General features: G+C 64.5%; 20 protein-coding genes. 8 read left to right on the top strand and 12 right to left on the bottom strand.

Annotated elements, in window-relative coordinates; genetic code table 11:
• The first annotated feature begins 35 nt into the window (after positions 1-35).
• From O0880_RS25570 to O0880_RS25540, 7 genes are all read left to right on the top strand, one after another.
• Positions 36-386: a nuclear transport factor 2 family protein gene (locus tag O0880_RS25570; RefSeq protein WP_071324769.1), complete on the top strand. Its 351-nt coding sequence runs from the start codon at positions 36-38 to the stop codon at positions 384-386.
• Between the two features lie 28 nt (positions 387-414).
• Entirely contained in the window at positions 415-1,719 is a 1,305-nt protein-coding gene (locus tag O0880_RS25565) for an efflux RND transporter periplasmic adaptor subunit (RefSeq protein WP_289889345.1), read from the top strand.
• Positions 1,720-1,776: 57 nt separating this feature from the next.
• Positions 1,777-2,466 carry an ABC transporter ATP-binding protein gene (locus O0880_RS25560; protein ID WP_071324768.1) on the top strand — a complete coding sequence of 230 codons (690 nt, stop codon included), beginning with the start codon at positions 1,777-1,779 and terminating at the stop codon, positions 2,464-2,466.
• Positions 2,463-4,865 carry an FtsX-like permease family protein gene (locus O0880_RS25555; protein ID WP_289889344.1) on the top strand — a complete coding sequence of 801 codons (2,403 nt, stop codon included), beginning with the start codon at positions 2,463-2,465 and terminating at the stop codon, positions 4,863-4,865. The genes O0880_RS25560 and O0880_RS25555 overlap by 4 nt, the downstream gene beginning before the upstream one ends.
• A gap of 78 nt (positions 4,866-4,943) precedes the next feature.
• Positions 4,944-6,584 (top strand): MBL fold metallo-hydrolase, encoded by a 1,641-nt coding sequence (locus O0880_RS25550; protein WP_071324766.1) that lies wholly within the window; start codon positions 4,944-4,946, stop codon positions 6,582-6,584.
• Between the two features lie 25 nt (positions 6,585-6,609).
• A complete protein-coding gene (locus O0880_RS25545) occupies positions 6,610-7,395 on the top strand; it encodes an alpha/beta fold hydrolase (protein ID WP_289889343.1) in 786 nt (261 codons plus the stop codon).
• The gene (locus O0880_RS25540) at positions 7,392-8,108 is read left to right on the top strand and encodes a 4'-phosphopantetheinyl transferase superfamily protein (protein ID WP_289889342.1); all 717 of its coding nucleotides are present in this window, start codon (positions 7,392-7,394) and stop codon (positions 8,106-8,108) included. Before O0880_RS25545 ends, O0880_RS25540 begins: the two co-directional genes overlap by 4 nt.
• 84 nt (positions 8,109-8,192) lie before the next feature.
• Here the strand turns inward: O0880_RS25540 and O0880_RS25535 are convergent, their stop codons facing one another.
• A complete protein-coding gene (locus tag O0880_RS25535; RefSeq protein ID WP_071324763.1) occupies positions 8,193-9,458 on the bottom strand; it encodes a nitronate monooxygenase in 1,266 nt (421 codons plus the stop codon).
• Positions 9,459-9,648: 190 nt separating this feature from the next.
• On the bottom strand, positions 9,649-10,134 hold the full coding sequence (locus tag O0880_RS25530; RefSeq protein WP_034759416.1) for a YajQ family cyclic di-GMP-binding protein: 486 nt from the start codon (positions 10,132-10,134) through the stop codon (positions 9,649-9,651).
• Positions 10,135-10,316: 182 nt separating this feature from the next.
• On the opposite strand from O0880_RS25530, the gene murB reads away from it, so the two are divergent.
• Positions 10,317-11,345, top strand: coding sequence for a UDP-N-acetylmuramate dehydrogenase (gene murB / locus O0880_RS25525; RefSeq protein ID WP_289889341.1), 1,029 nt, complete (start codon positions 10,317-10,319; stop codon positions 11,343-11,345).
• Positions 11,346-11,411: 66 nt separating this feature from the next.
• Here the strand turns inward: murB and O0880_RS25520 are convergent, their stop codons facing one another.
• The 10 genes from O0880_RS25520 to argF all read right to left on the bottom strand — a co-directional run bounded on the left by O0880_RS25520 (position 11,412) and on the right by argF (position 22,792).
• Positions 11,412-11,726 carry a pyrimidine/purine nucleoside phosphorylase gene (locus O0880_RS25520; RefSeq protein ID WP_071324761.1) on the bottom strand — a complete coding sequence of 105 codons (315 nt, stop codon included), beginning with the start codon at positions 11,724-11,726 and terminating at the stop codon, positions 11,412-11,414.
• Between the two features lie 28 nt (positions 11,727-11,754).
• On the bottom strand, positions 11,755-12,780 hold the full coding sequence (locus O0880_RS25515; protein ID WP_071324760.1) for a diguanylate cyclase: 1,026 nt from the start codon (positions 12,778-12,780) through the stop codon (positions 11,755-11,757).
• Positions 12,781-12,790: 10 nt separating this feature from the next.
• Positions 12,791-13,843 (bottom strand): chemotaxis-specific protein-glutamate methyltransferase CheB, encoded by a 1,053-nt coding sequence (gene cheB, locus O0880_RS25510; RefSeq protein ID WP_071326625.1) that lies wholly within the window; start codon positions 13,841-13,843, stop codon positions 12,791-12,793.
• Positions 13,844-13,853: 10 nt separating this feature from the next.
• Complete coding sequence (locus O0880_RS25505; RefSeq protein ID WP_289889340.1) at positions 13,854-16,169, bottom strand: hybrid sensor histidine kinase/response regulator; 2,316 nt, start codon at positions 16,167-16,169, stop codon at positions 13,854-13,856.
• Positions 16,166-16,852, bottom strand: coding sequence for a chemotaxis protein CheW (locus tag O0880_RS25500; protein WP_071324758.1), 687 nt, complete (start codon positions 16,850-16,852; stop codon positions 16,166-16,168). Before O0880_RS25500 ends, O0880_RS25505 begins: the two co-directional genes overlap by 4 nt.
• Before the next feature lie 12 nt (positions 16,853-16,864).
• Positions 16,865-18,109 carry a protein-glutamate O-methyltransferase CheR gene (locus O0880_RS25495; RefSeq protein ID WP_289889339.1) on the bottom strand — a complete coding sequence of 415 codons (1,245 nt, stop codon included), beginning with the start codon at positions 18,107-18,109 and terminating at the stop codon, positions 16,865-16,867.
• Positions 18,106-18,561 (bottom strand): chemotaxis protein CheW, encoded by a 456-nt coding sequence (locus tag O0880_RS25490; RefSeq protein WP_289889338.1) that lies wholly within the window; start codon positions 18,559-18,561, stop codon positions 18,106-18,108. The genes O0880_RS25495 and O0880_RS25490 overlap by 4 nt, the downstream gene beginning before the upstream one ends.
• A gap of 5 nt (positions 18,562-18,566) precedes the next feature.
• A complete protein-coding gene (locus tag O0880_RS25485; RefSeq protein WP_289889337.1) occupies positions 18,567-20,378 on the bottom strand; it encodes a methyl-accepting chemotaxis protein in 1,812 nt (603 codons plus the stop codon).
• A 187-nt stretch (positions 20,379-20,565) separates the two neighbouring features.
• The gene (locus O0880_RS25480) at positions 20,566-21,801 is read right to left on the bottom strand and encodes an argininosuccinate synthase (RefSeq protein ID WP_034759383.1); all 1,236 of its coding nucleotides are present in this window, start codon (positions 21,799-21,801) and stop codon (positions 20,566-20,568) included.
• 70 nt (positions 21,802-21,871) lie between these two features.
• Positions 21,872-22,792, bottom strand: a complete 921-nt coding sequence (gene argF / locus O0880_RS25475; RefSeq protein ID WP_071324754.1) for an ornithine carbamoyltransferase — start codon at positions 22,790-22,792, stop codon at positions 21,872-21,874.
• Positions 22,793-23,062: the final 270 nt, after the last annotated feature.

Here is a 23,062-nt window from a genome sequence, read left to right as displayed (position 1 = left end):
CCGGCACATCATTTTTCTCACTTTCAGGAGGCGATATGGTTAACGAAGACGTAGTGCGCAAGATGTTCATGGCCATCGATGGCTGCCGTTTCGAGGCGCTCAAGGAGCTGATGCATGAGGACGCCGTGTACGAGCGGCCCGGCTACTCGGCTTTTTCCGGCATCGATGAAATCCTCGACTTTTACCGGAATGCGCGCGTGATCCGCGACGGCAACCACGCCATCGTCGATTTCGTCTGCGGCGGCGACAGCGCCATGGCTTGCGGCCATTTCCTCGGGCGCAAGAAGGACGATACGGAAGTCGATATCCACTACGCGGAAATCTACCGCTTCAAGGACGACAAGATCGCCTACCGCCGCAGCTATTTCTACACCCCGGCGGTGTGAGCGCGACGGCATTGACAAGGACATGCATATGAATGAAGCGAACACTGCAAGAGTATCGGCGCTGCCGCAGGCCAGCAGCGGCGCCGGCATGGACCGCGTGGTGGCGCGCGATCCGCGCAAGCGCTGGATCAGGATGGGCGCGTGCGCGGCGGCCGTGGCGGGGCTGGCCGGCGCCGTCTGGCTGGCCATGCCGCGCGGCTATGCCGTCGAGGCGGGCGAGCTCGATATCGGCACCGTGGCCCAGGGCGTGTTCCAGGATGCGCTGGCCGTGCGCAGCACGGTCGTGCCGCTGTCGTCCGTGTATCTCGATGCGACCGAGGGCGGGCGCGTGGAAGAGGTGCTGGTGCGCGACGGCGCCACGGTGAAGCAGGGCGACCTGCTGTTCCGCCTGTCGAACCCGCAGCGCGACCAGGAAGCGCTGGCGCGTTCGGCCGATGTGGCGCAGCAGCTGGCCAACCTGTCGACCATGCGCGCCGCCCTGGCCGCGACCAAGGCCGGCTACCAGCGCGACCTGTCCGGCTATGAATACAACGTGACGCGCGCGGCCAAGGAATATGCGCGCCAGGCCGACCTGGCGGCCAAGGGCTTCATTTCGGCGGCCACGCTGGAAGAGGCGGCCGACAAGCTGGAGCAGCAGCGGCGTTTGCTGGCGCAGACGCGCGCCGACGCGGGGGCCGAATACCGCATCCGCGAACAGTCGATCACGGAGTTTGACGCCGCCATCTCGGGCTTGAACAACGGCTTGCGCCTGGTGCGCGCCAGCGCCGAACAGCTGGCCGTGCGCGCCCCCGTCGACGGCCGCCTGACCAGCTTCCAGCTGCAGGTGGGCGAATCCGTGAAGACGACGGACCGCATCGGCCGCATCGACAGTTCCGACCGCTACAAGCTGTCGGCCTCGGTCGACGAGTTTTATTTGAACCGCATCGCCACGGGCCTGAAGGGCAAGGTCGAGCAGGGAGGGCAGGCGTATGCGCTGACGGTGTCGCAGCTCAATCCGCAGATCAAGGATGGCCGCTTCACGATGTTCCTGCATTTCGACGGCGCCGCGCCATCGGGCCTGCAGCCGGGCAAGAGCCTCGACACCCACGTCACCCTGGGCCAGTCGGCGCGCGCGCTGCTGCTGCCGGACGGCGCCTTTTATGCCGACACGGGCGGCGCCTGGGTGTTCGTGCTCGACGCGGGCGGCGATTACGCGGCGCGGCGCAACGTCAAGCTGGGCCGCCGCGCGGCCGGCAAGGTGGAAGTCTTGGGAGGGCTGGCAGCGGGAGACAGGGTGATCGTTTCCGGCTACCGCCGTTTCGGTGAAGCAGAAGGGCTGCGCCTGACGCGCTGACCAGTGAATCGCCGGCGCCGTCGGGCCGGATCTTTTTTTAACTTGAAGGAAAACATAATGCTAAAACTACATAACGTCAGCAAGCTGCACCGCGTGGGAGACATCGAAACGGCGGCGCTCAACCAGATCAACCTGACGATCGAGGCGGGCGAATACGTGGCCATCACGGGCCCGTCCGGCTGCGGCAAGTCGACCCTGTTGTCCATCCTCGGCTTGCTCGACGCGCCCGACAGCGGCGAAATGCGCTTCCAGGGCGAGGACGTGGCCGGTTCCAGCGAACGCCAGCTGAACCAGCTGCGGCGCGGCCGCATCGGCTTCATCTTCCAGAACTTCAATCTGATCGATGAGCTGAGCGTGCAGGAAAACATCGCGCTGGCGCTGGAATACGGCGACCTGTCCGCGGCCGAGCGCAAGCAGCGCGTGGCGGCCGCCATGGACCGCCTGGGCGTGAGCCACCGCGCCGGCCACAAGCCGTCGCAGCTGTCGGGCGGGCAGCAGCAGCGCGTGGCCATCGCGCGCGCCATCGTCACCCGGCCAGCCCTGCTGCTGGCCGATGAACCGACCGGTAACCTCGACAGCAGCCATGGTGATGAAGTCATGCGCATCCTGCAGGAACTCAATGACGAGGGCACGACGCTGGTGATGGTGACCCACTCGCCCGCGCATGCGAAACAGGCGACGCGCGTGATCGACCTGCTCGACGGCCGCGTGGTCAACGACGGCGCCATGCTGCGGAGGGTCGGATGATCAAGTTCAGCGATTTCCGCACCGGCTGGCGCCAGCTGCTGGCCGACCCCGTGTATTCGGCCATCGTCATCCTGGGCCTGTCCATCGCCGTGGCCAGCAGCTATTTGATCCTGGGACTGGTGGCCGACGCCATGTTCCCCGAGTCGAAGATGGCGCAGCCCTCGCGCGTGGTGGCGCTCGACTTCAAGCCGAACATCCCCGACCGCAAGATCGACTGGACCGGCGCCGCGCCGTTCGTGCTGCGCGACGCGCTGCATGCGGCCAAGGCGCCCGTGGCGGCGTCGGCGCGCGCCCTGAAGACCGATATCTCGGCCAGGGTGGGCGAGCAGGTGGCCAGGATCGACATGGTGTTCGCCGATGCCGAGGTGGCTCCCATGTTCGGCCTGGCCAGCGCGGCCGGCGACCTGCAGGCCAGCCTGACGCGTCCTGACAGCGTGGCGCTGACCTTCGAGGCGGCCGAACGCCTGTTCGGCCAGCGCGACGTGCTGGGCCGCCAGCTGGCCGTCAACGGCAAGACCGTCACCGTCGCGGCGCTGCTGCCGCGCCAGCCCGGCAACAGCCAGCTGCAGTTCGAGGCGTTGGCGCCGTTCAATTCCATCCTCAACGGCTTGCCGCCGGAAGACCGCGAAGGCTGGTATGCGCTGTCGGGCCGCGTCTACGCCACCCTCGCGCCGGGCGCCAGCGCGGCGCAGCTGGGCGAGATCGCGCAAAGCATTTTCGACCACTCGCCCGTGATCCGCGAAGTGCCGCCGGGCTGGATCGAGAATGGCCGCAAGGCCGCCTTCCTGCGCGCCGTGCCGATGGACCAGCTGGCCTTCAGCGGCGCCGGCAGCGGCGCCAAGCGCCTGCTGTACGGCGCCCTGGCCGCCGCCGCGCTGGCCATGCTGGCGCTGGCCAGCGTCAATTACGTCAACCTGACCACCGTGCGCACGCTGGCGCGCCAGCGCGAGATCGGCGTGCGCAAGTCGCTCGGCGCCAGTCCGGCGCGGCTGGCGGGGCAGCTGATCGGCGAATCGATGCTGGTGGCCCTGCTGGCCGGCGCGCTGGGCGTGCTGCTGGCCTGGCTGGTGGCGCCCGCGTTCGGCGAACTGCTCAACTACCGCTTCGACAACCGGCTGTTCACGCCGTCCATGCTGCTGTCGCTGCTGCTGGGCTGTGTCGCGCTGGGCGTGGTGACGGGCCTGTATCCGGCCCGCATCGCCCTGAAGATCAATTGCGCCGAATCGCTGTCGGGCCGCAGCCATAGCGAGAATGCGGGCGGACGCTGGGTGCGCCGCGCCATGACGGCGCTGCAGTTTGCCGCCGCCATCACGCTGTCGGCCGTCGCCGCGACGATCATGTGGCAAAGCCATTTCGTGCGCACGCTCGACCTGGGCTTCCGCAGCGCGGGCCTGCTGGCGGTGACCCTGCCGGCCACGGCCACGCCGCAGTCCGCCGCCGCGCTGCGCGACGTGCTGGCGCGTTCGCCCGGCATTGATGGGGCCGCCTGGAGCGACGAGGTGCCTGGCCGCAATCCCGCGGGCCAGAACGAGGCATTCACCACGGGCAACAATCCGGCGCCCGTGCTGATCCGCATGAATGCGGTCGACGCGGCCTTCTTCGATGTCTACAAGATCGGTTTGCTGGCTGGCAAGATCACCTCGGGCGGCACCACCGTCGACGCCAATGCCGACAAGTCCGTCGTGCTGGACCGCACCGCCGCGAAGCTGCTCGGCTTTGCGCAGGCGGAACAGGCGCTGGGCGCCAACATCAAGTCGGCCGACGGCAAGTTCGCCCGCGTGGTGGCCGTGATCGACCGCGTGCGCCAGGAAACGGCGCATGCGGAAGCGGCGGCCCAGCTGTTCTACCTGAACGACGGCAACTTCGGCGCGGGCGCCGTGCTGACCCTGCACACGAGCGACCTGCCGCAGGCGCGCAAGGCCGTGCAGGCGGCCTGGCAGCGCCTGTTCCCCGACGACGTGGTGACGATGGATACGGTCGATGCCTACCTTGCCGAGCACTACAAGCAAGACCGCATGGTGGGCGGCCTGATCGCCGCCGCCAGCGTCATGGCGCTGCTGCTGGCCAGCCTGGGCGTGTATTCGCTGGCCGCCTACACGGTGCGCATCAAGACGCGCGAAATCGTCATCCGCAAGCTGCACGGCGCGGGCGCCGGCGCCATCGCGGGCCTGCTGGTGCGCGAATTCGGCACCTTGCTGGTCCTGGGACTGGTGCTGGGCCTGCCGCTGGCGTGGCTGGCGGGCGCGCAATACCTGGCCGGCTATGTGGAACGGGCGCCCGTCGGCGGCTGGCCGCTGCTGGCGGCCGTGCTGGCGACGGCGCTGATGGCCACCCTGGCGGCCTTGCGCCATACGCTGGCGGCGCTGGGCCTGCGCCCCGTGCAGGCGCTGCGCGGCTGAGGAAATGCAATACGGGGCATGCACGCCGTGCATGCCCTCTAATGAACATTGATGAATAATAAATAACAGGAGAAATACATGTCCCGCAAAGTCTTTTTCAGAGCCGATATCGCATTTGAACCACGCGTCAATTCCTGGTACGCCTGGCCGTTCCTGATCTATCCGCCGACCCTGGGGATGATCACCAACAGCAACCACCTGAAATTGCTCGAGTCCTATGTCAAGTCGCCGCAGGTGCACATCAATGCGGCCCGCGATCCTGCCCTGATCGGCGGACCGTTCATCAATTACCAGGGCGACGTCGCCAATGTGGAGCAGTTCGCCGCGCAGACGCGCACCTCGCTGGCCGAGCTGAGTTCGCTGGCGAACAAGGTGTTCGAATTCCATGAACGCTTGAATGTGCTTGACGGCAATTCAGTCGAACCCCTGTACGACGAGCTGCCGGCCGAACTGCGGGGCATTACCGAGCTGACCTACGACATCCGCAGCCGGCCGTCGCTGCGCCTGATCGAGGCGCTGGTGTATGAAAAGTACAGCACCGACCGTTTCCAGAGCCTGCGCCTGATCAAGTCGGACATGGACAACCGCCCGTTCGCGCTGTCGACCCCGTGCTTCCAGGGCGATGACGGCATCGTCCTCAACGTGCCGTTCGCCAGCAGCGACGTCGACGTGCTGATGTCGGCCAAGTACCAGGGCGTGGAATTCGATACCCTGCTGGCACTGGTCGAAAAACTCAGCAACGGCGCCTGCAGCGCCGCGCAGCTCGAGCAGCTCGTCACGGATACGCCCGTGGTGGCCAACAGCGGCAACGAGTATGCGGGCGATGGCTTGCGCGTGCGCTATTTCGCGCATGCGTCGGCGCTGATCCAGAGCCGCAACGTGTCCATCATGGTCGACCCCTTCATCGCCTCGGCCGATGCGAACGGGATTCCCTCGTTCAGCGACCTGGACTTGCCGGCACGCATAGATTACGTGCTGCTCACGCACAACCATTCGGACCATGTGCTGTTTGAAACGCTGTTGCAGATCCGCAGCCGCATCGGCGCCATCGTCGTGCCCAAGACGAGCGGCAACGGCATCACGGACCCGTCGCTGAAGATGATCCTCAACCATTGCGGCTTCCCCAACGTCATCGAGCTGGGCGAACTGGAGTCGATCGACCTGCCCGAGGGCGCCATCACGGGCCTGCCTTTCCTGGGCGAGCACGGCGACATGAATATCATCGGCAAGCTTGGCTACGCCATCCGCGACAACGGCGCCTCGACCATGTTCCTCGCCGATTCGAACAATCTCGATACCGAGATGTACCGTCTGATCGCCAGGAAGCTGGGCAAGATCGACACGATCTTCATCGGCATGGAATGCCGCGGCGCGCCGATGTCCTGGCTGTACGGCAGCTTCCTGACCAAGTCGCTGACGCGCAGCCAGGACCAGTCGCGCCGCCTGAACGGTTCCGACTGCGAGCGCGCCTATGAACTGGTGAGCTGCTTCACGCCCCATTCCGTCTTCGTGTATGCGATGGGGGCCGAGCCGGCGCTGCGCTTCATTTCCTCGATTTCGTATGACGATGAATCGGAACCCATCATCGAAAGCAACTTGCTGGTGGAAAAGCTGCGCAACGAGGACATTTATTCGGCGCGCCTGTTCGGCAAGCGGGAAATCCTCATCTCCCATGGCCGCATCAAGCTCGTTGGCGATGCCGTTCCGGAGCCGTTCTGACCTGTCACCGACGATACGAGGCAAGATGATGATGGCAACTTCCTGGCTGGTGCGGTCGCCCTGTGCGGCACCGCGGCTGCGGCTGTTCTGCTTTTCCTACGCCGGCGGCAGCGCCGGCGCATATGCCCAGTGGCAGCAGCAGCTGGGGCCGCATGTGGAGGTGTGCGCCGTGCAGCTGCCGGGGCGCGGCGCGCGCATGGGCGAAACACCGCTGACCTCGCTGGCGCAGGTGGCGTCGGCCGTGGCCGACGTGATCGCGCGCCAGGGGCCGCTGCCGTATGCCTGCTTCGGCCACAGCCTGGGGGCCTTGCTGGCGTTCGAGGTGGCGCGCTGCAGCCACCGCCTGCGCCTGCCCCTGCCGCTGCACCTGTTCGTCTCCGGTTCCGATGCGCCGGCGGCGCGCAGCGGGCTGCGCCAGCTGCATTTGCTGCCGGATGCCCAGCTGATCGATGCGCTGCGCCAGTACAACGGCACGCCGGCCGAGCTGCTCGAGCACCGCGAGCTGATGGCGCTGGTGCTGCCGGCGATCCGCGCCGATTTCGGCCTGGTCGAAACGTATGCCTACCAGCCGTGGCTGCGCCTGCCGGTGCCGCTGACCGTGCTGGCGGGCCGCGACGACGAGCATGTGGCCGGCGCCCGGCTGGCGGAATGGGACCGCGAGACGGCCAGGGACAGCCGCATCGCCTGGTTTGACGGCGGCCATTTTTTTGTCAATGAACAGCGTGCGGCCGTGCTGGAATGCGTGGCGTCGACGCTGCGGCAATTGCCGGTTTTTACCCTTGAACGTGGCACCGAAAGGATGGCATCGTGATTTCACACGCACAGGATGTTCGCGTCAGGCGCTGGAGCATGGCCGTGCACGGCCATGGCGCCTTGTCCGTTTTTCTCACCCGTGTCGAGCAGGGTTTGTTCGATGCGTCGTGGTTCGCCAGCGAGGCGCTCGACTGCCCGCCGCAGATCGCCGCCAGCGTGCCGCGGCGGCAGGCGGAATTCTTCCACGGCCGCCTGTGCGCCCGCGCCGCCCTGCTGCAGCATGGCCTGAGCTGCGGCGACGTGCCGATCGGGCGCTCGCGCGAACCGCTCTGGCCGCCGGGCATCATCGGCAGCATCACGCATAACCAGGTGCTGGCGGCGGCGACGGTGCTGCCGTTGGGCCCCTACCGGGGCGCCGGCATCGATATCGAAAGCGTCATGACGGCCGAGTCATGGCGGGGCATGATCGATATCGTGCTGTCGGACGCGGAAATCGTCCGCATGCGGGCGATGGCGCATGCGGCGCCGTTCAGCGTGCTGATGGCGCTGGTATTTTCTGCCAAGGAAAGTTTTTACAAGGCGATGTTCAGCACGGTCAAGCGCTTCCTGGACTTCAATACCATCGTGCTGACCGATATCGACACGCGGCAGCGCACCCTGTCGTTCCGCATCGCCGATCCCCTGTGCGCGCAGCTGCAGGGGAGCGAGCACTGCCAGATTGCCTATGCGATCATCGATGAAAGGACCGTCTGCACGGCATTCATCTGGTGACGCATGGCGGCTGGCATCGGCGGCAGGCAAAAAAATGGCGCAGCCTTCGCAGGCTGCGCCATGTTCAGGTCAGGCCGGAAAGATTCAGCCTGCCACGAGGATTTCTTTTTCCGGCAGGGCGATCTGGTTGTCGACGCTGAACTGGTAATCCTTGAAGACGTGTTCGGCCGTCAGGATCTGGTATTCACCATTGTCGAGCTTATGCGTGGTGTCCTTCAGGCGGTAGGTGTAATGGCCACAGGTCCAGCAGTTGAAGTTGCGCATGTGCGTGCACAGACAGGTCTTGTCCATCACGACGACGGTTTTTTGCTCCGGATGGGCAGCCACTTCGCGGTTGTACGAGTTGATGTAGGCACAGTTGCCCGTCGCATCAAGCAGGTAGCCATACGATTCGCAGCCCGGGCGGATGCCGGCGCCGATGGCGGGCGTGTTTTTCAGCATGCGCATCGGGTAGCCGGTCGGCGAGACGCCGTTGACGATGATGTCTTCTTCCGAGGCCTTGTAGTATTCCTGCTTGACCTTGTGCGGCAGGCCGCATTCCTTGGTGACCGTGAAGCGCGTCGCCACCTGTACGCCGGCCGCGCCCGCTTCCAGGAAGGAAACGGCATCGCTGCCCGTGAAGATGCCGCCGGCGGCGATCAGCGGGATGTCCAGCTGTTCGGCCTTCAGGTAAGCCAGCAGTTCCGCCGTGATCGTGTGCAGGTCGTAATTGGCCCAGTCCATGCCGAAGCCCAGGTGGCCGCCGGCCAATGGTCCCTCGACGATGATGAAGTCGGGCAGGCGGTCCAGCTTGGCGTTCTTGCGCAGGAAAATCTGCAGGGCGCGCACGGACGAGACGATGATGCCCAGCTTGGCATCGCGGAAACGTGGATGGTCGGCCATCAGGGCGAACGAACCGAAGTGCAGGCCGGCCGACAGGGTGATGCCGTCGATGCCGGCGTCGAGCGCCGCATTCAGGCGCACGCGCAAGGTTTCGCGCGGGCCATTCATGGTCAGCTTTTCCATGCAATTGACGAAGATCAAGCCATCGCCTTTTTTTGCTTCCATGGTACGGCCGATATGCAGGCGCTGCGCTTCCGCCAGGCGGCCCAGGTCGAACTGCACCACGGCCTTGTCGCTGTTATTGATGTTGAACTTGTACAGTTTCGTCTTGTCTTTGACGAAGGTGGTGTCGAAGCGGCGATCCGACACGTCTTCCACCATGGCATCGGAGATATGGCCGATACCGTTCAGCCGGGCTGCTTCCAGCGCCAGCTCCGACGTGGAAATATCCACACCCATTCCGCCTATCATGATGGGCACATACTCTTTTTTGCCAAATCGCAGGCGGAAATCATCAACACGTTTCATTGCTATCCTTAGACTACCGTGGTTATCACTGAGCCAGATGTACGGTCATGCCCGCCGCCGTGTCGGCGTGCGGGCGCGCGCATGTAGCTGTGCACAGCCCCAATTCTACCCCAAGCGGGGTGGCTCACCGAGGCATTGCGCCGTTCTTTCGCTTGCCGCCCATGGGCGGCAAACGCAGGCCGGGCCGCGTTTAATCGCGGAAATTGTTAAATTCCAGCGGCATGTCGGGCACGTCCTTGCGCAGCATGGCCATGGCCGCCTGCAGGTCGTCGCGCTTGGCGCCCGTGACGCGCACGGCTTCGCCCTGGATGCTCGCCTGCACCTTCATCTTGCTGTCCTTGATGACGCGCACGATTTTCTTCGCATCGTCCGACTCGATGCCATTCTTGATCTTGATGATCTGCTTGACCTTGTCGCCGCCGATCTTCTTGATGTCACCTTCGTCGAGGAAGCGCACATCGACCTTGCGTTTGGTCAATTTGTTCGTCAGCACGTCGCGCACCTGGCTGAGCTGGAACTCGGAATCCGCGAACGCGGTCAATTCGTTTTCCTTGTGCTCGACGCGGGCATCGCTGCCCTTGAAGTCGAAACGGGTCGTGATTTCCTTGTTGGATTGCTCGACAGCATTCTTGACTTCGATCATATCGGCTTCGGAGACTACATCAAATGACGGCATGGTCTGTTCCTTTCGTATTAGAGCGAACGCGCTCGTAGCGCGCCGGGCGCGCGCATTCTTTGCAAAATGGCACAGCCCCGTTAAAGATGCGACATTTTAACGGACAACGGACGGCCTGCCCTTGTCTTGCGCTGGTTTTTTGTCGGTTTCACTCTATAATCGAGCAAAATAATCGCTATTCCATGTCTGCCGAGCTCACCATCGAACACAATTACCCCCTCCAGCGCCTGAATACCTTCGGCATCACGGCCAATGCGGCCGCCTACGTGCGCATCACTTCCCAGGCCCAGTTGCAAGCGGCGCTGCAGGATCCCGCCTTGTCCGCCATGCCGCGCCTGATACTGGGCGGCGGCAGCAATATCGTCCTGACGGGCGACTTTCCCGGCGCCGTATTGCACATGGCCACGCGCGGCATGCGCCTGGCACAGGCTGACTTCGACACCATCCTCGTCACGGCCGCGGCCGGCGAAAACTGGCACGATTTCGTGCAATGGACCCTGGTCCAGGGCGTGGGAGGGCTGGAAAACCTGTCGCTGATCCCCGGCACGGTGGGCGCGGCCCCTATCCAGAATATCGGCGCGTATGGCGTCGAAATCAAGGATTATCTGCATAGCGTGAGCGTCATGCACAGCGCCAGCGGCATCGTTTTCGACATGGACCGCGACGCCTGCCGCTTCGCCTACCGCGACAGCATCTTCAAGCAGGAAGACGGGCGCGAGCTGATCGTGCTGGAAGTGACGTTTGCCTTGCCGGCCCGGTGGCAGCCGAATTTGCGCTATGCGGAGCTGGCGCAGGCGCTGGCCGAGCGCGGCATCGCCGAACCGACGCCGCAGCAGGTGGCCGAGACGGTGATGGCGATCCGCCGGCGCAAGCTGCCCGATCCGGCCGTGATCGGCAATGCGGGCAGTTTCTTCAAGAATCCGGTGGTGTCACGCGAGCAATGTCTTGCTTTACTGGAACGTTTTCCTGCCTTGGTGCACCATGCGCAGCCCGATGGCACGGAAAAGCTGGCGGCCGGATGGCTGATCGACCAGTGCGGCTGGAAGGGGAGGAACCTGGGGCCCGCGGGAGTGTATCCCAAGCAGGCGCTGGTTCTCGTGAATAATGGCGGCGCTCGTGGCGCGGACATTACCCGGCTGGCGGCAGCGATACAGGATGATGTAGAGGCGAAATATGGCGTGCGCCTGTCGCCCGAGCCTGTGTTTGTGTGATGTGCATCAAATCCATGCTTGAAAAATGTTGAGGGCAGTACAGCCATCGACGTTTTTCTGCGTGGATCAGCCGAAATGGCAGACGTAATCCACGGTCTCCGTGGTTTCAATATCAAAATAGCTATTGCCCGGCACCTTGAATGCCGTGCCGGCGCCATAGCTGTTCCATTCCGACGCGTCGGCCAGGCGCACCTTGCACAGGCCGCTGACGATTTCCATCGTTTCCGGCGCGCCCGTGTTGAAGCGCAGCGAAGACGCGAAAATCACGCCCACGCTTTTTTTCGTGCCGTCGGCCAGGATGACGTTGTGCGACACGCACTTGCCATCAAAGTAAATATTCGACTTCTTGACGACGCTGACATTGTCCAGTTGTGTGCTCATGCTTCACTTTCCTTGCGGTTGAAAAAAATCAGTCATTGACGTCATCGGCGCCCAGCACGCTGTTGCGTCCGCCGCGCTTGGCCGCGTACAGGGCCTGGTCGGCGCGGTTGATCAGCTGCTCGATGGTCGAGTTGGGCGAGGGCACCACGGTGGCCACGCCGATCGAGATGGTGACGATGCCGGTGTCTGCCGCCGGGTTCTCGATCTGCAAGCCTTCCAGGTGGCGCCGGCACGCTTCGGCGATCAGCAGGGCGCCGGCCGCTTCCGTTTCCGGCAGGATCAGGGCGAACTCTTCGCCACCGTAGCGGGCCGCCAGGTCGGCCGGGCGTTTCAGATGTTCCGTCAGCACGGCGGCGACCTTTTTCAGGCACAGGTCGCCCGGCAGGTGGCCGAAATGGTCGTTATAGCTCTTGAAATGATCGATATCGCAGAACAGCAGGCTGAGCGGTGCTTTGTCGCGCTGGCCCCGCTGCCATTCGAATTGCAGGGTTTCATCGAAGCGGCGGCGGTTGGCGATGCCCGTCAAGCCATCGAGCGCAGCCAGTTTCTGCAGTTCGATATTGGCGTCGGCCAGGTTTTTCTGGCTTTCTCGCAGGAAACGAAAAGCCTGGTCGCGCTGCAGGCGGCTGATGTGCGCCGCCGAGTGATAGCGTATGCGCGCCAGCAATTCCAGGCGGTCCGGCAGTTTCACCACGTAATCATTGGCGCCGACGGCAAAGCTGTGCGCCTTCAGTTTCGGATCATCCTTGGCCGACAGCACGATGACGGGCACGTGCGCCAGCGCCTCGTGCTCGCGGTACAGCTTGATCAAGGCGAAGCCGTCAATGCCTGGCAGCACCAGGTCCTGCAGGATGACGGTGGGTTGCAGGCGCAGTGCCGTCTCCAGGGCCTGGGTGGCATCGGTGACATAGTGAAACTCGATATCCTGCTGGTCGCTCAGCATGCGCCGGATTGCCTCAGCAATGATCAACTGGTCGTCCACCAGCAGAACGCTGACCTTGAATTCGGTCAGGGCAGGTTCGTGCTGGATGAAACTGGAGGAAAATTCTGGCATTGCATTCTTTTCAGATGTTAGGGGAGGGCTCCCACCCATTGTTGAGTTTGGCGCCCAGGCGGCTGCGCAGGCTGGCGCCGATTTTGTCCAGAGGCAAAATTTGTTGTGCTGCATCGAGTTCGGCCGCCGCGCGCGGCATGCCGTACACGGCACTGCTGGCCTGGTCTTGCGCGATGGTCGTCTTGCCGGCGCGGCGCATGGCCAGCAAGCCGTCGCCGCCGTCGCGTCCCATGCCTGTGAGCAATACGCCGATGGCGTCGCCGCGCCAGTGCTGCGCCACGCAATTGAAGAATACATCGACGGAGGGGCGGTAAACATACTCGCGCGGTGCTGCATCGTACCCCAAACGATAATTTTGATCTAGCAGCAGGTGGTCATTGGTCTTGGCGATCAGCACCGTGCCGGACACCAGCTCGTCGCCCTCGGCGATCACGCGCACCGGCATGCTGAGCTGGTCGTCCAGCCATTTGGCGAAGTGCGAGGCGAAGGTTTCATCGATATGCTGGACCACCACGATGGCGCAGCCGGGCGGCGCCGTCCAGCCGGACAGCACCCTGGCCACGGCCGACGGGCCGCCCGTCGAGGCGCCGATGGCCACCAGCGTGCTGACCTGGCCGTCGCCGCGTTCGCCGCCATTGGCTGGCGCCTGGCGCGGCGGCGGCGTCTCGGCGCTGTGGCGTATCAGCTTGCCGATGGTCTTGATCTTGGCCAGCAGTTCGCTGTCGCCGCCGGCCTTGCCTTGCAGCATGGGCGTGGCGGTGACGTCGAGCGCCCCCGCGCCCAGGGCGCGAAAAACCTGGTTGACATTGTCCTGCGGCCGGCCCGTGACGACGAGGATGGCGCACGGGCTTTGCTCCATGATCAGGCGCGTCGCCTCGACGCCGTCCATCTCAGGCATGTTCAGGTCCATCAGGATCAGGTCGGGGCGGTTGCCCTCGCACATGCGCACCGCTTCGAGGCCCGTGCGGGCGATCCACAGCACCTGGTGTTCCTGCGTGCTGGCCACCACGCGGCGCAAGGCCTCGGCGGCCATGGCGACATCGTTGGCAATGGCAATTTTCATGAAGTACAACTCATAAGCGGGCATCTCCTATCAGGTCGGCCACGGCGTCGAGCAATGTCTCGTCGTGGAAGCTGCCTTTGGTCAGATAATAGTCGGCCCCGGCGGACAGGCCGCGTGCGCGGTCTTCCGGGCGGTCCTTGTACGAGACGATCATCACCGGCAGCTTGTGCAGGTGCAGGTCCTTCTTGATCAGCGAGACCAGTTCGATGCCGTCCATGCGCGGCATGTCGACGTCGGTGATCACCAGGTCGTATTCGCCGCTGCGCACGACGTTCCAGCCGTCGATGCCGTCGATGGCCACGTCGACGTCGAAGCCGCGCGCCAGCAGCAGCTTGCGCTCCATCTCGCGCACGGTCAGCGAATCGTCGACCACCAGGATGCGCTTGGCGCGGCGCCGCTCGGCGTGCCCCGTCTGCGCCAGCTGGTGCAGGCCGCCCTCGTGCAGCAGCTTGTCGATCGACAGCAGCAGGTCGGGCACGTCGAGGATCAGCACCGGCTCGCCATCGTCGAGCAGGGCGGCGGCGGAAATGTCGCGCATCTTGCCGAAAATCGGGTCGATCGCCTGTACCGCCAGGCTTTGCTCGCCGCGGATGGCGTCGACCACCAGCGCGTAGCTTTGCTTGCCGCGCCCGATCACCACCACCGGCAGGTCGTCGGCGCTGCTGGCCGTCTCGCCCAGCTCGAGCACCTGCGCCGCCGAGACCAGGCCCAGGTGCTCGCCCTTGAGTTCAAAGAACTGCTTGTTTTCCAGCGTGTGGATGGCCGCCTGCGGCACGCGCACCACGCTTTCCACCTTGACGATGGGGATGGCGTAGGCTTCGCCCTGGATGTCGATCACCAGCGCGCGCACGATCGATTGCGTCAGCGGCAGGGTGATGAGGGCGCGGAAGCCGCGTCCCGGCTCCGATTCCAGGCGCACCGTGCCGTTTTGCTGGCGTATCGTCTCGTGCACGATATCGAGGCCCACGCCGCGTCCGGACAATTGATTGGCCGTGGCCTTCAGGCTGAAGGCGGGCAGGAACAGGAATTCCAGCAGCTCGCCCGGCGACAGCGCGGCGGCCATGGCGGGGCTGGCCATCTTGCGCTCGATGACGGACTGGCGGATCTTCTCCAGGTCGACGCCGCGCCCGTCGTCGCTGATCTCGATGCTCAGCATGCCGGCGCGGTGGCGCGCCTCCATGCGTATCGTGCCCAGCGCCTCCTTGCCCGCATCGATGCGCTCGTACGGACCTTCCATGCCATGGTCGATGGCGTTGCGCAGCATGTGGTTCAGCGGGCTTTCGATCTTCGCCAGGATGTCGCGGTCGACCAGCGTGTCCTCGCCCTCGATCTCGAGCTGCACTTCCTTGCCCAGGCTGCGCGCCAGGTCGCGCACCATGCGCGGAAACGCGTGGATGCCGTCGCGGAAAGGGCGCATGCGCAGGGCCAGCACTTCGTCGACCATGCCTTGCGAGACGGCCAGCAGGCGCCGCTCATAGGTTTCGATGTCGGCGATGTGCTCGAGCATGAACTGCTTCATGGGCTGCGTCTTTTGCAGCGCCAGCAGCGATTTTTCCATCAGGCCCGCGTCGCCCGAACGGGCAATGGCTTCGTGCAGGTGCTCGATGGCGGAAAACAGGCTGCTCTGGTTGCGCTTGAAGCGCTGCAGGGCGCCGATGAACGGGTGCATCTGGTGCGCGTTGATGCGCGATTCGCTGGCCAGCGACAGCAGCTTGTCGAAATTCTGCGCCGGCGCCTTGGCCGGCGTCGTGCCGCCGCGCGGCGCCGGGGCGGCCGCAGCCGCTTCCTCGTCCGCCAGGCCGCTCGACAGCGGCGCTTGCAGCTCGGCGATGTCGGGCTGTGCTGGCGCTGGTGCAGGCGCCGGTGCGGGGGGCGCCGCCGGTGCCGACGGCAGGGCCGGCAATTCGGGCAGCTCGGCGATGCCGGCGATGGCGTTCAGGGTCTGGTCGATCTGTGCCGCGTTGGCGGCGAGCCACGCCTCGGCGCCCGCGTCGTCCAGGCGCGACAGCTGCACGATCAGGTCGACGCCCGACAGCAGCACATCGACCCGTTCCGGCGTGAGTTTTAATCGCCCATGCTGGGCGGCAACAAAGCTGTCTTCCATGCCGTGCGCCAGCTGCACCACCACCTGCAGGCCGACGATGGCGGCGGCGCCCTTGATCGAATGGGCTGCGCGCATCATCGCCTCGACGGCGGCGGCGTCGCCCGCATGGCGCTCCATGGCCAGCAGGCCATCGGTCAGAATCTGGGTCTGGCTGTCCGCTTCCATGCGGAACAGGTCCAGCATGGAAAAGGCACTCAGGTCGCCGTGCTGGTCCTGGCTCATCGTAATAGTCTCGCAAGTTGAAAGCCGATCAGCGCCGTGTCGAGGCAGCCGATGCGCAGCTCGCCCTCGGTGATGACGCCGGACAGGAAGCGCGACAGGCCCTTGTTGATGGTGGCGGCCGGCGCCTGCACGGTGCCCGACGCGTAGCGCACGATGCCGTGCAGGTCGGCCACGGGCAGGGCATAGGCCTGGTCTTCCCAGCGCATCAGCAGCAGGCGCGCGAATGTATGGCGGCCCTTGGTCGGCGGCGCGCCCTGTTCGTCGATGCCCAGCAGCGACGCCAGCGACATGCACGGATACAGCTTGCCGCCGATGTTGACGATGCCCGACAGGCCGCGCCCGCTGCGGTGCGGCAGCGCATGCGGCTTCGCCTGCGGCGCCACCGAGTCGAACACGCACGTGGGCAGCGCCAGCCATTCGCGGCCGATGCGAAACACCAGCGCCGAACTGTCGCGCACCTCGCCGCCCGCATCGATCTGGCGGAAGTGACTGGCCCAGTCCTGCTGGTAGTGTGCGTCGACGGGACGCTGCAGGTTGCGCTGGGCGGCATCCGCATACACGTCGCAGTTGCGGCAATGGACGTTGGCCGGCAGCTTGCTGCAGCTTTGGTCGCCGACCACGCCGATATGGTTCCAGCAGTCCTGGATCGCTTCGGTGGTCTCGCTGCCGGTGATGGTTGTCATGCTGCGTTCCCCTTAGTTGCTGGCCTGGCGGCGCTGGTAGATGCGTGCCGCGCGCGCCTTCAGGGTGGCGGCGGCCGTATGGTTGCCATTGCGTTCGGCCAGCAGCGACAGATGGCACAGCGCTTCATAATGGTCGGGTTGCAGGTAGATGCAGCGGCGCCAGTAGTCGTCGGCCAGGTCCATCTTGCCGGCCAGTTCATTGATGATGCCCAGCATGAAATACGCTTCCGCCGCCTCGGGCACCCTGGCCAGGTGGGCGTGGCATTTCTCGCCCGCTTCGCGCAGCAGGCCGCGGTCGGCCAGCACGCGCGCCTCGGCCAGCAGGTCGGCTGGTGCCGGCGCCGTTTGCACCGGTACCGGGCGCGGCCGCGCCGCTGCTGGCGGCGCGGCCGGCGCGGCGGCACGGGCAGGCGCGGGCCGCCGCGTCGGCGGCACGCTGCGCAGCGCGCGTACGGGCGGCAGCGCGGCGACCTGGATGACGGCCGCCGGCGGCGTGCTGTCCTTTTTCAGGGCGAAGGCCTGGCGGAACTGCAGCGGCGCGAAGCCGTTCTGGCAGAACGACGGCACCTCCGCATAGCCGGCCAGCAGCATGCCGTCATCGGCCAGCAGGGCGGAGAGGTTGTGAATGGCCGCGCGCGTGGTCGGCTTGTCGAAGTAAATCAGCAGGTTGCGGCAGAAGATGACGTCGTAATGGCGGCTGTATGTGGCCGTATCGAACTGCAGCAGGTTGCCCTGCCTGAACGTGACCTGTTCGCGCAAGGCGTCGATGATGCGGTAGGAATCGTCGGCCACATGCGTGAAATAGCGTTCGCGGAAGGCCACGTCCTGGGCGCGGAAGGCGTTGCGGCCATAGATGCCGGCCTGCGCCCGTTCGATGCAGCCGGGGCTCAGGTCATAGGCGTCGATGCTGAACGCCTGTTTCGGCACGGCGCCGTCGCGCAGCGCCATGGCCATCGAATACGGTTCCTCGCCGCCGGCGCAGGGAATCGACAGGATGCGCGTGGCGCGGCCCCGCGCCCAGCGTTCCTGCACCAGTTCGACGGTGGCGTAAAATGCCTGCGGGTCGCGGAACAGCCACGATTCGGGCACCACCACCAGTTCGATCAATTGCGTCATTTCGGCCGGCGTGAGCGCCTGCAGGTAGGCCTCGCTGTCGGCAAAGCCCGTTTGCTCCATGCGCTGGCTGACGGCCCGCTCGGCCACGGCTTTCGAGACGGACAGCCCGGTCGCGCGGCGCAGCAGCGTTTGCGCCGTCATGCCGCGCTCCCGGCCGGAAACAGCAGCGCGCGCACGTCGGGCGGCAGCAGGTGTTCGAGTTCCACCAGTTGCACGATGCCGTCGGCGTCGCTGGCCACCTGGCCCAGGAAGGGCGCCGTCGCCACGCCGCTGTCGTCGAGTTTTTGCGGATCGATGTCGGCGATGCCGCGCACCTGCGAGGCCATCAGCCCCAGCGCATGCGCGGCGCCGTCAGGCGCGCGGTAGTCGACGATGACGATGCGCGTGTCGAATTGCGCGGCCGCTGCCGGCAGCCCGGCCAGGCGCGACAGGTCGATCACGGGCACGGGCGCGCCGTGCAAGTCCATCAGCCCGGCCACATAGTCGGGCGTGAGCGGCAACTGCTTGAGCTCCAGCAGCGGCAGCACGCGCACGATGCCGGCCAGCGGCAGGCCGTAGCGGTCGCGTCCGATGTGAAAGAGCAGTACTTTCATGGGGCTCAGATGGTGACGGCGAAGGTCGACACGCTCGACTGCAGGTCGCCGGCCGCGTACTGCAGCTGGTGCACCGCCTCGCTGGTGGCTTTCAGCGATTCCACCGTCTGCTGCGTGGCGTCGTTGAGCTGCATCATGGTGTCGGAAATCTGCGAGGCGCCGATCGCCTGCGACTGCATGCCTTGCAGCACGGCGTCAAACTGCGGCGTGAGTTTCTGCACCTGGTCCATCACGGACGACAGCTGTTCGGCCACTTGCCGGACTTCGCCCACGCTGCGGCGGATTTCCTCCGAAAATTTGTCCATGCCCATCACGCTGGCGGACACGGCCGATTGCATTTCCTTCAGCATTTGCTCGATATCCCAGGTGGACACGGAGGTCTGGTCCGCCAGGCGGCGGATTTCGGTGGCCACGACGGAGAAGCCGCGGCCCGCTTCGCCCGCTTTTTCCGCCTCGATGGCGGCGTTCAGCGACAGGATGTTGGTCTGGTCGGCCACCTTGGTGATGGTGATCAGCACGCTGTTGATGTTGCTGGCTTTTTCCGACAGGGCGGCCAGCTTGGCGTTGATGGAGTCGGTGGCCGAGACCATGTGCTGCATGGTCGAATCCATGCGCTTGAGGTTATTCTGCGCTTCGGCCGTGGCATTCGTCGTGTAGTCGGCCACGGCGGTGGCGTCTTCCATGGTTTTCAGCAGCTGGCTCGTATTGGCCGATATTTCCTTGGTGGTGCTGAGAATTTCCACGCTGGTTTGCGCCTGTTCAATGCCCGTGGCTTCCTGCTGGCGCGCCGAAGCGGCGATTTCCGTGGCCGAGGTCGTCACCTGGATGCCCGCCTTTTGCACATTGTTGAGCAGGCTGCGCAGGTTTTCGAACATCTTCGCCAGGCCGTTGCCCAGCTGGCCGATGGCGTCGCTGCCGGTGATGCTGACCTTGCCCGTCAAGTCGCCCGAGGCGGCCTTCGACACCACTTCCAGCAGCGAATCGACCTTGGCGCGCAAGCTATTCGTGGCGGCCAGTTCATTGGCCTGGTTGTCCTGGATGGTTTGCGCCATGCGGTTGAATTCTTCCGTCACCTTGCCCAGTTCGTCGCGCGAGATGATGGCGGCGCGCGCGCCCTGCTCGCCGCCGGCGATGCGGCCGACGGCGTCCGTCAGGTTGTTCAGCGGACCGAGGATGGCGCGGCCCAGCACGTAGGAAATGCCCAGCGCCAGCACGATGCACAGCACGCCGCCCAGCGCCAGCGTCAGCAGCATGGTTTCCTGCAGCCTGGCGGTGGTGGCCGTGCGTTCGGTCAGCAGGCGGGTTTCTTCGGCAGCCGCCTCGTCGAGCAGCCTGTTGGCTTGCAGGATGCCGGGCGAGCCGGCCGCAGGCACGAGGCGCGCCACCGCTTCGGTCGCGCCCGGTGCATTGCCCAGCGTGCGGCGTTTTTCGATCAAGGGGGTGATCCACTCCTTGACCCAGGCCGTGGTCAGCGCGTCAATCTTGCGGAAGCGTTCCGTCTGCGTCTTGTTATCGGCCGTCATGGTCATGGCCTTTTGCGTGTGCTGGCTCAGCACCGCCATCTCGTCGGTCTCCGAATTGAGCGACACTTCATTGCCGCTCAGGATGTAGCCCCGTGTTTCCACCTGGATCTGCAGGATGGAATTGTGGATCTTGTCGATCTCCACCAGCACTTCCATCGTATGCCGGTCCCAGGCATTGGCGTCGGACAGGCGCGAAAAGCTGTTGTAGGCGACGCCCAGCAGGATCAGGATGATGACCACGATCGAGCCGAAGCCCAGGTACAGTTTATTCTTGATACTCAGGTCTTTGAACATGGGAGGGCTCCGGAAGCGGGAAGGTCAGCACAATTGCACTGTAGCATTTTGCCATGCGGACAGCAAAATGGGGGCGATCTGGGCGCGCGCACGGCCGTAAATCACGGCCGAGTGCGCTCCAGACGTAAAAAAGCCGCCCATGGGCGGCTTTTGGCGGGCGCGGGAGGCGGTGCCTCCCGGCAACTACTTACTTCTGGCCGCGCTTTTCGCGGGCGATGGCGGCGATGCGCATGCGCAAGGCGTTCAGCTTGATGAAGCCGCCGGCGTCGGCCTGGTTGTAGGCGCCGCCGTCTTCGTCGAAGGTGGCGATGTTCATGTCGAACAGCGAATCGGTCTTCGAGTCGCGCGAGACGACGATCACATTGCCCTTGTACAACTTGATGCGTACCCAGCCGTTCACGGTTTCCTGCGTGTGGTCGATCAGGGTTTGCAGGGCGACGCGCTCGGGCGCCCACCAGTAGCCGTTGTAGATCATCGAGGCGTAGCGCGGCATCAGGTCGTCTTTCAGATGGGCAACTTCGCGGTCCAGGGTGATCGATTCGATGGCGCGGTGGGCTTTCAGCATGATGGTGCCGCCCGGGGTTTCATAGCAGCCGCGCGATTTCATGCCGACATAGCGGTTTTCCACCAGGTCCAGGCGTCCCACGCCATGCTTGCCGCCAACTTTGTTCAGTTCGGCCAGCACGGTGGCGGGCGACATGCGCACGCCGTTGATGGCGACGATGTCGCCTTTTTCGTATTCGATGTCCAGGTATTCCGCTTCGTCCGGCGCCTTTTCAGGGCTGACGGTCCAGCGCCACATGGTTTCTTCCGCTTCGGCGCTCGGGTTTTCCAGGTGGCGGCCTTCAAAGCTGATGTGCAGCAAGTTGGCGTCCATCGAGTACGGCGCGCCGCCGTTCTTGTGCTTCATGTCGATTTCGATGCCGGCGTCTTCCGCGTACTTCAGCAGTTTTTCGCGCGACAGCAGATCCCACTCGCGCCATGGGGCGATGATCTTCACGCCTGGCTTCAGCGCGTAGGCGCCCAGTTCGAAGCGCACCTGGTCGTTGCCCTTGCCGGTGGCGCCGTGCGAAATGGCGTCGGCGCCGGTGGCGTTGGCGATTTCGATCAGGCGCTTGGCGATCAGCGGGCGGGCGATCGAGGTGCCCAGCAGGTATTCGCCTTCATACACGGTATTGGCGCGGAACATCGGGAAGACGAAATCGCGCACGAATTCCTCGCGCACGTCTTCGATATGGATGTTTTCCGGCTTGATGCCGAATTTGATGGCCTTGGCGCGTGCCGGTTCCAGTTCTTCGCCCTGGCCCAGGTCGGCCGTGAAGGTGACGATTTCGCACTGGTAGTTATCTTGCAGCCATTTCAGGATGACGGAGGTGTCGAGTCCGCCCGAATAGGCGAGAACTACTTTTTTAATGTCGCTCATATTGCTTCCAGTTGTCGTTGTCTATGTATGTAGTGCGATGCTGCCAGATGATCGGCCATTTCCTGGCGAATTAACTGATTTTACCGAGTAACAGGTACTCGATTAAAGCTTTTTGCACGTGCAGGCGGTTTTCCGCCTCGTCCCACACCACCGATTGCGGGCCGTCGATCACTTCGGCGGCCACTTCCTCGCCGCGGTGGGCGGGCAGGCAGTGCATGAACAGCGCGTCGGGCGCGGCGCGGGCCATCTTCGCGCCATCGACGATCCAGCCGTCGAAGGCGGCGATGCGGGCCGCGTTCTCCGCTTCGTAGCCCATGCTGGTCCACACGTCCGTGTTGACCAGGTGCGCGCCTTCGCAGGCGTCGGACGGGTTGGCGAAGAAGGTGTAGCGCTGCGTCTTGACCTGCGACAGGTCGATATCGTAGCCCTTCGGCGTCGACACGTTGACGTGGAAACCGAACACTTCGGCCGCCTGCAGCCACGAGTACAGCATGTTGTTGGCGTCGCCGATCCAGGCGACGACCTTGCCGGCGATCGAACCGCGGTGCTCGATATACGTGAAGATGTCGGCAAATACCTGGCACGGGTGGTGTTCATTGGTCAGGCCATTGATCACGGGCACGCGCGAGTTGGCGGCGAAACGCTCGATGATTTCCTGGCCGAAGGTGCGCACCATGATGATGTCGCACATGCGCGACATGACCTGGCCCGCGTCTTCCACCGGTTCGCCGCGGCCCAGCTGCGAGTCGCGCGTGTTCAGGTAGATGGCGGCGCCGCCCAGCTGGTGCATGCCGGCCTCGAACGACAGGCGCGTGCGGGTGGAATTCTTTTCAAAGACCATCACCAGGGTGCGGTCGATCAGTGGATGGTAGATTTCGTAATTCTTGAACTTGCGCTTGATCAGATGGGCGCGTTCGATCACATATTCGTACTCTTCCAACGTGAAATCGGAGAACTGGAGGTAGTGCTTGATCGGTTTTTTTGTAGACATAATGACCACTTGAAGATGCGCAGGCCGCCGGCGGCGTGCCTTTCCCGCCGGGTTGCATCAGCCGAAAAATGTCGTGCTGATGGCTGCCTTGCCCGGCGCGCTGCTGTGTTGACCGTCGCCCGTGGATGCCAATCGGGCGATACGATGCGGTTTGCCAAGTTGAAAATAATGCAATGGCAGGTACGTCAGCCGTTCAATTATAAGGGTTTTGCTTTTAGATTGGAAAGACCGTCCGGGCGCGTACTTGTATAGGCAAGCGCGCGCCCGTGT

This window comes from Janthinobacterium sp. SUN118 (genome assembly GCF_030397695.1).
Classification (GTDB): Bacteria; Pseudomonadota; Gammaproteobacteria; order Burkholderiales; family Burkholderiaceae_D; genus Janthinobacterium.
Note: the sequence above shows the minus strand (reverse complement) of the source record. Positions and strands in the feature narration are given on the sequence as shown.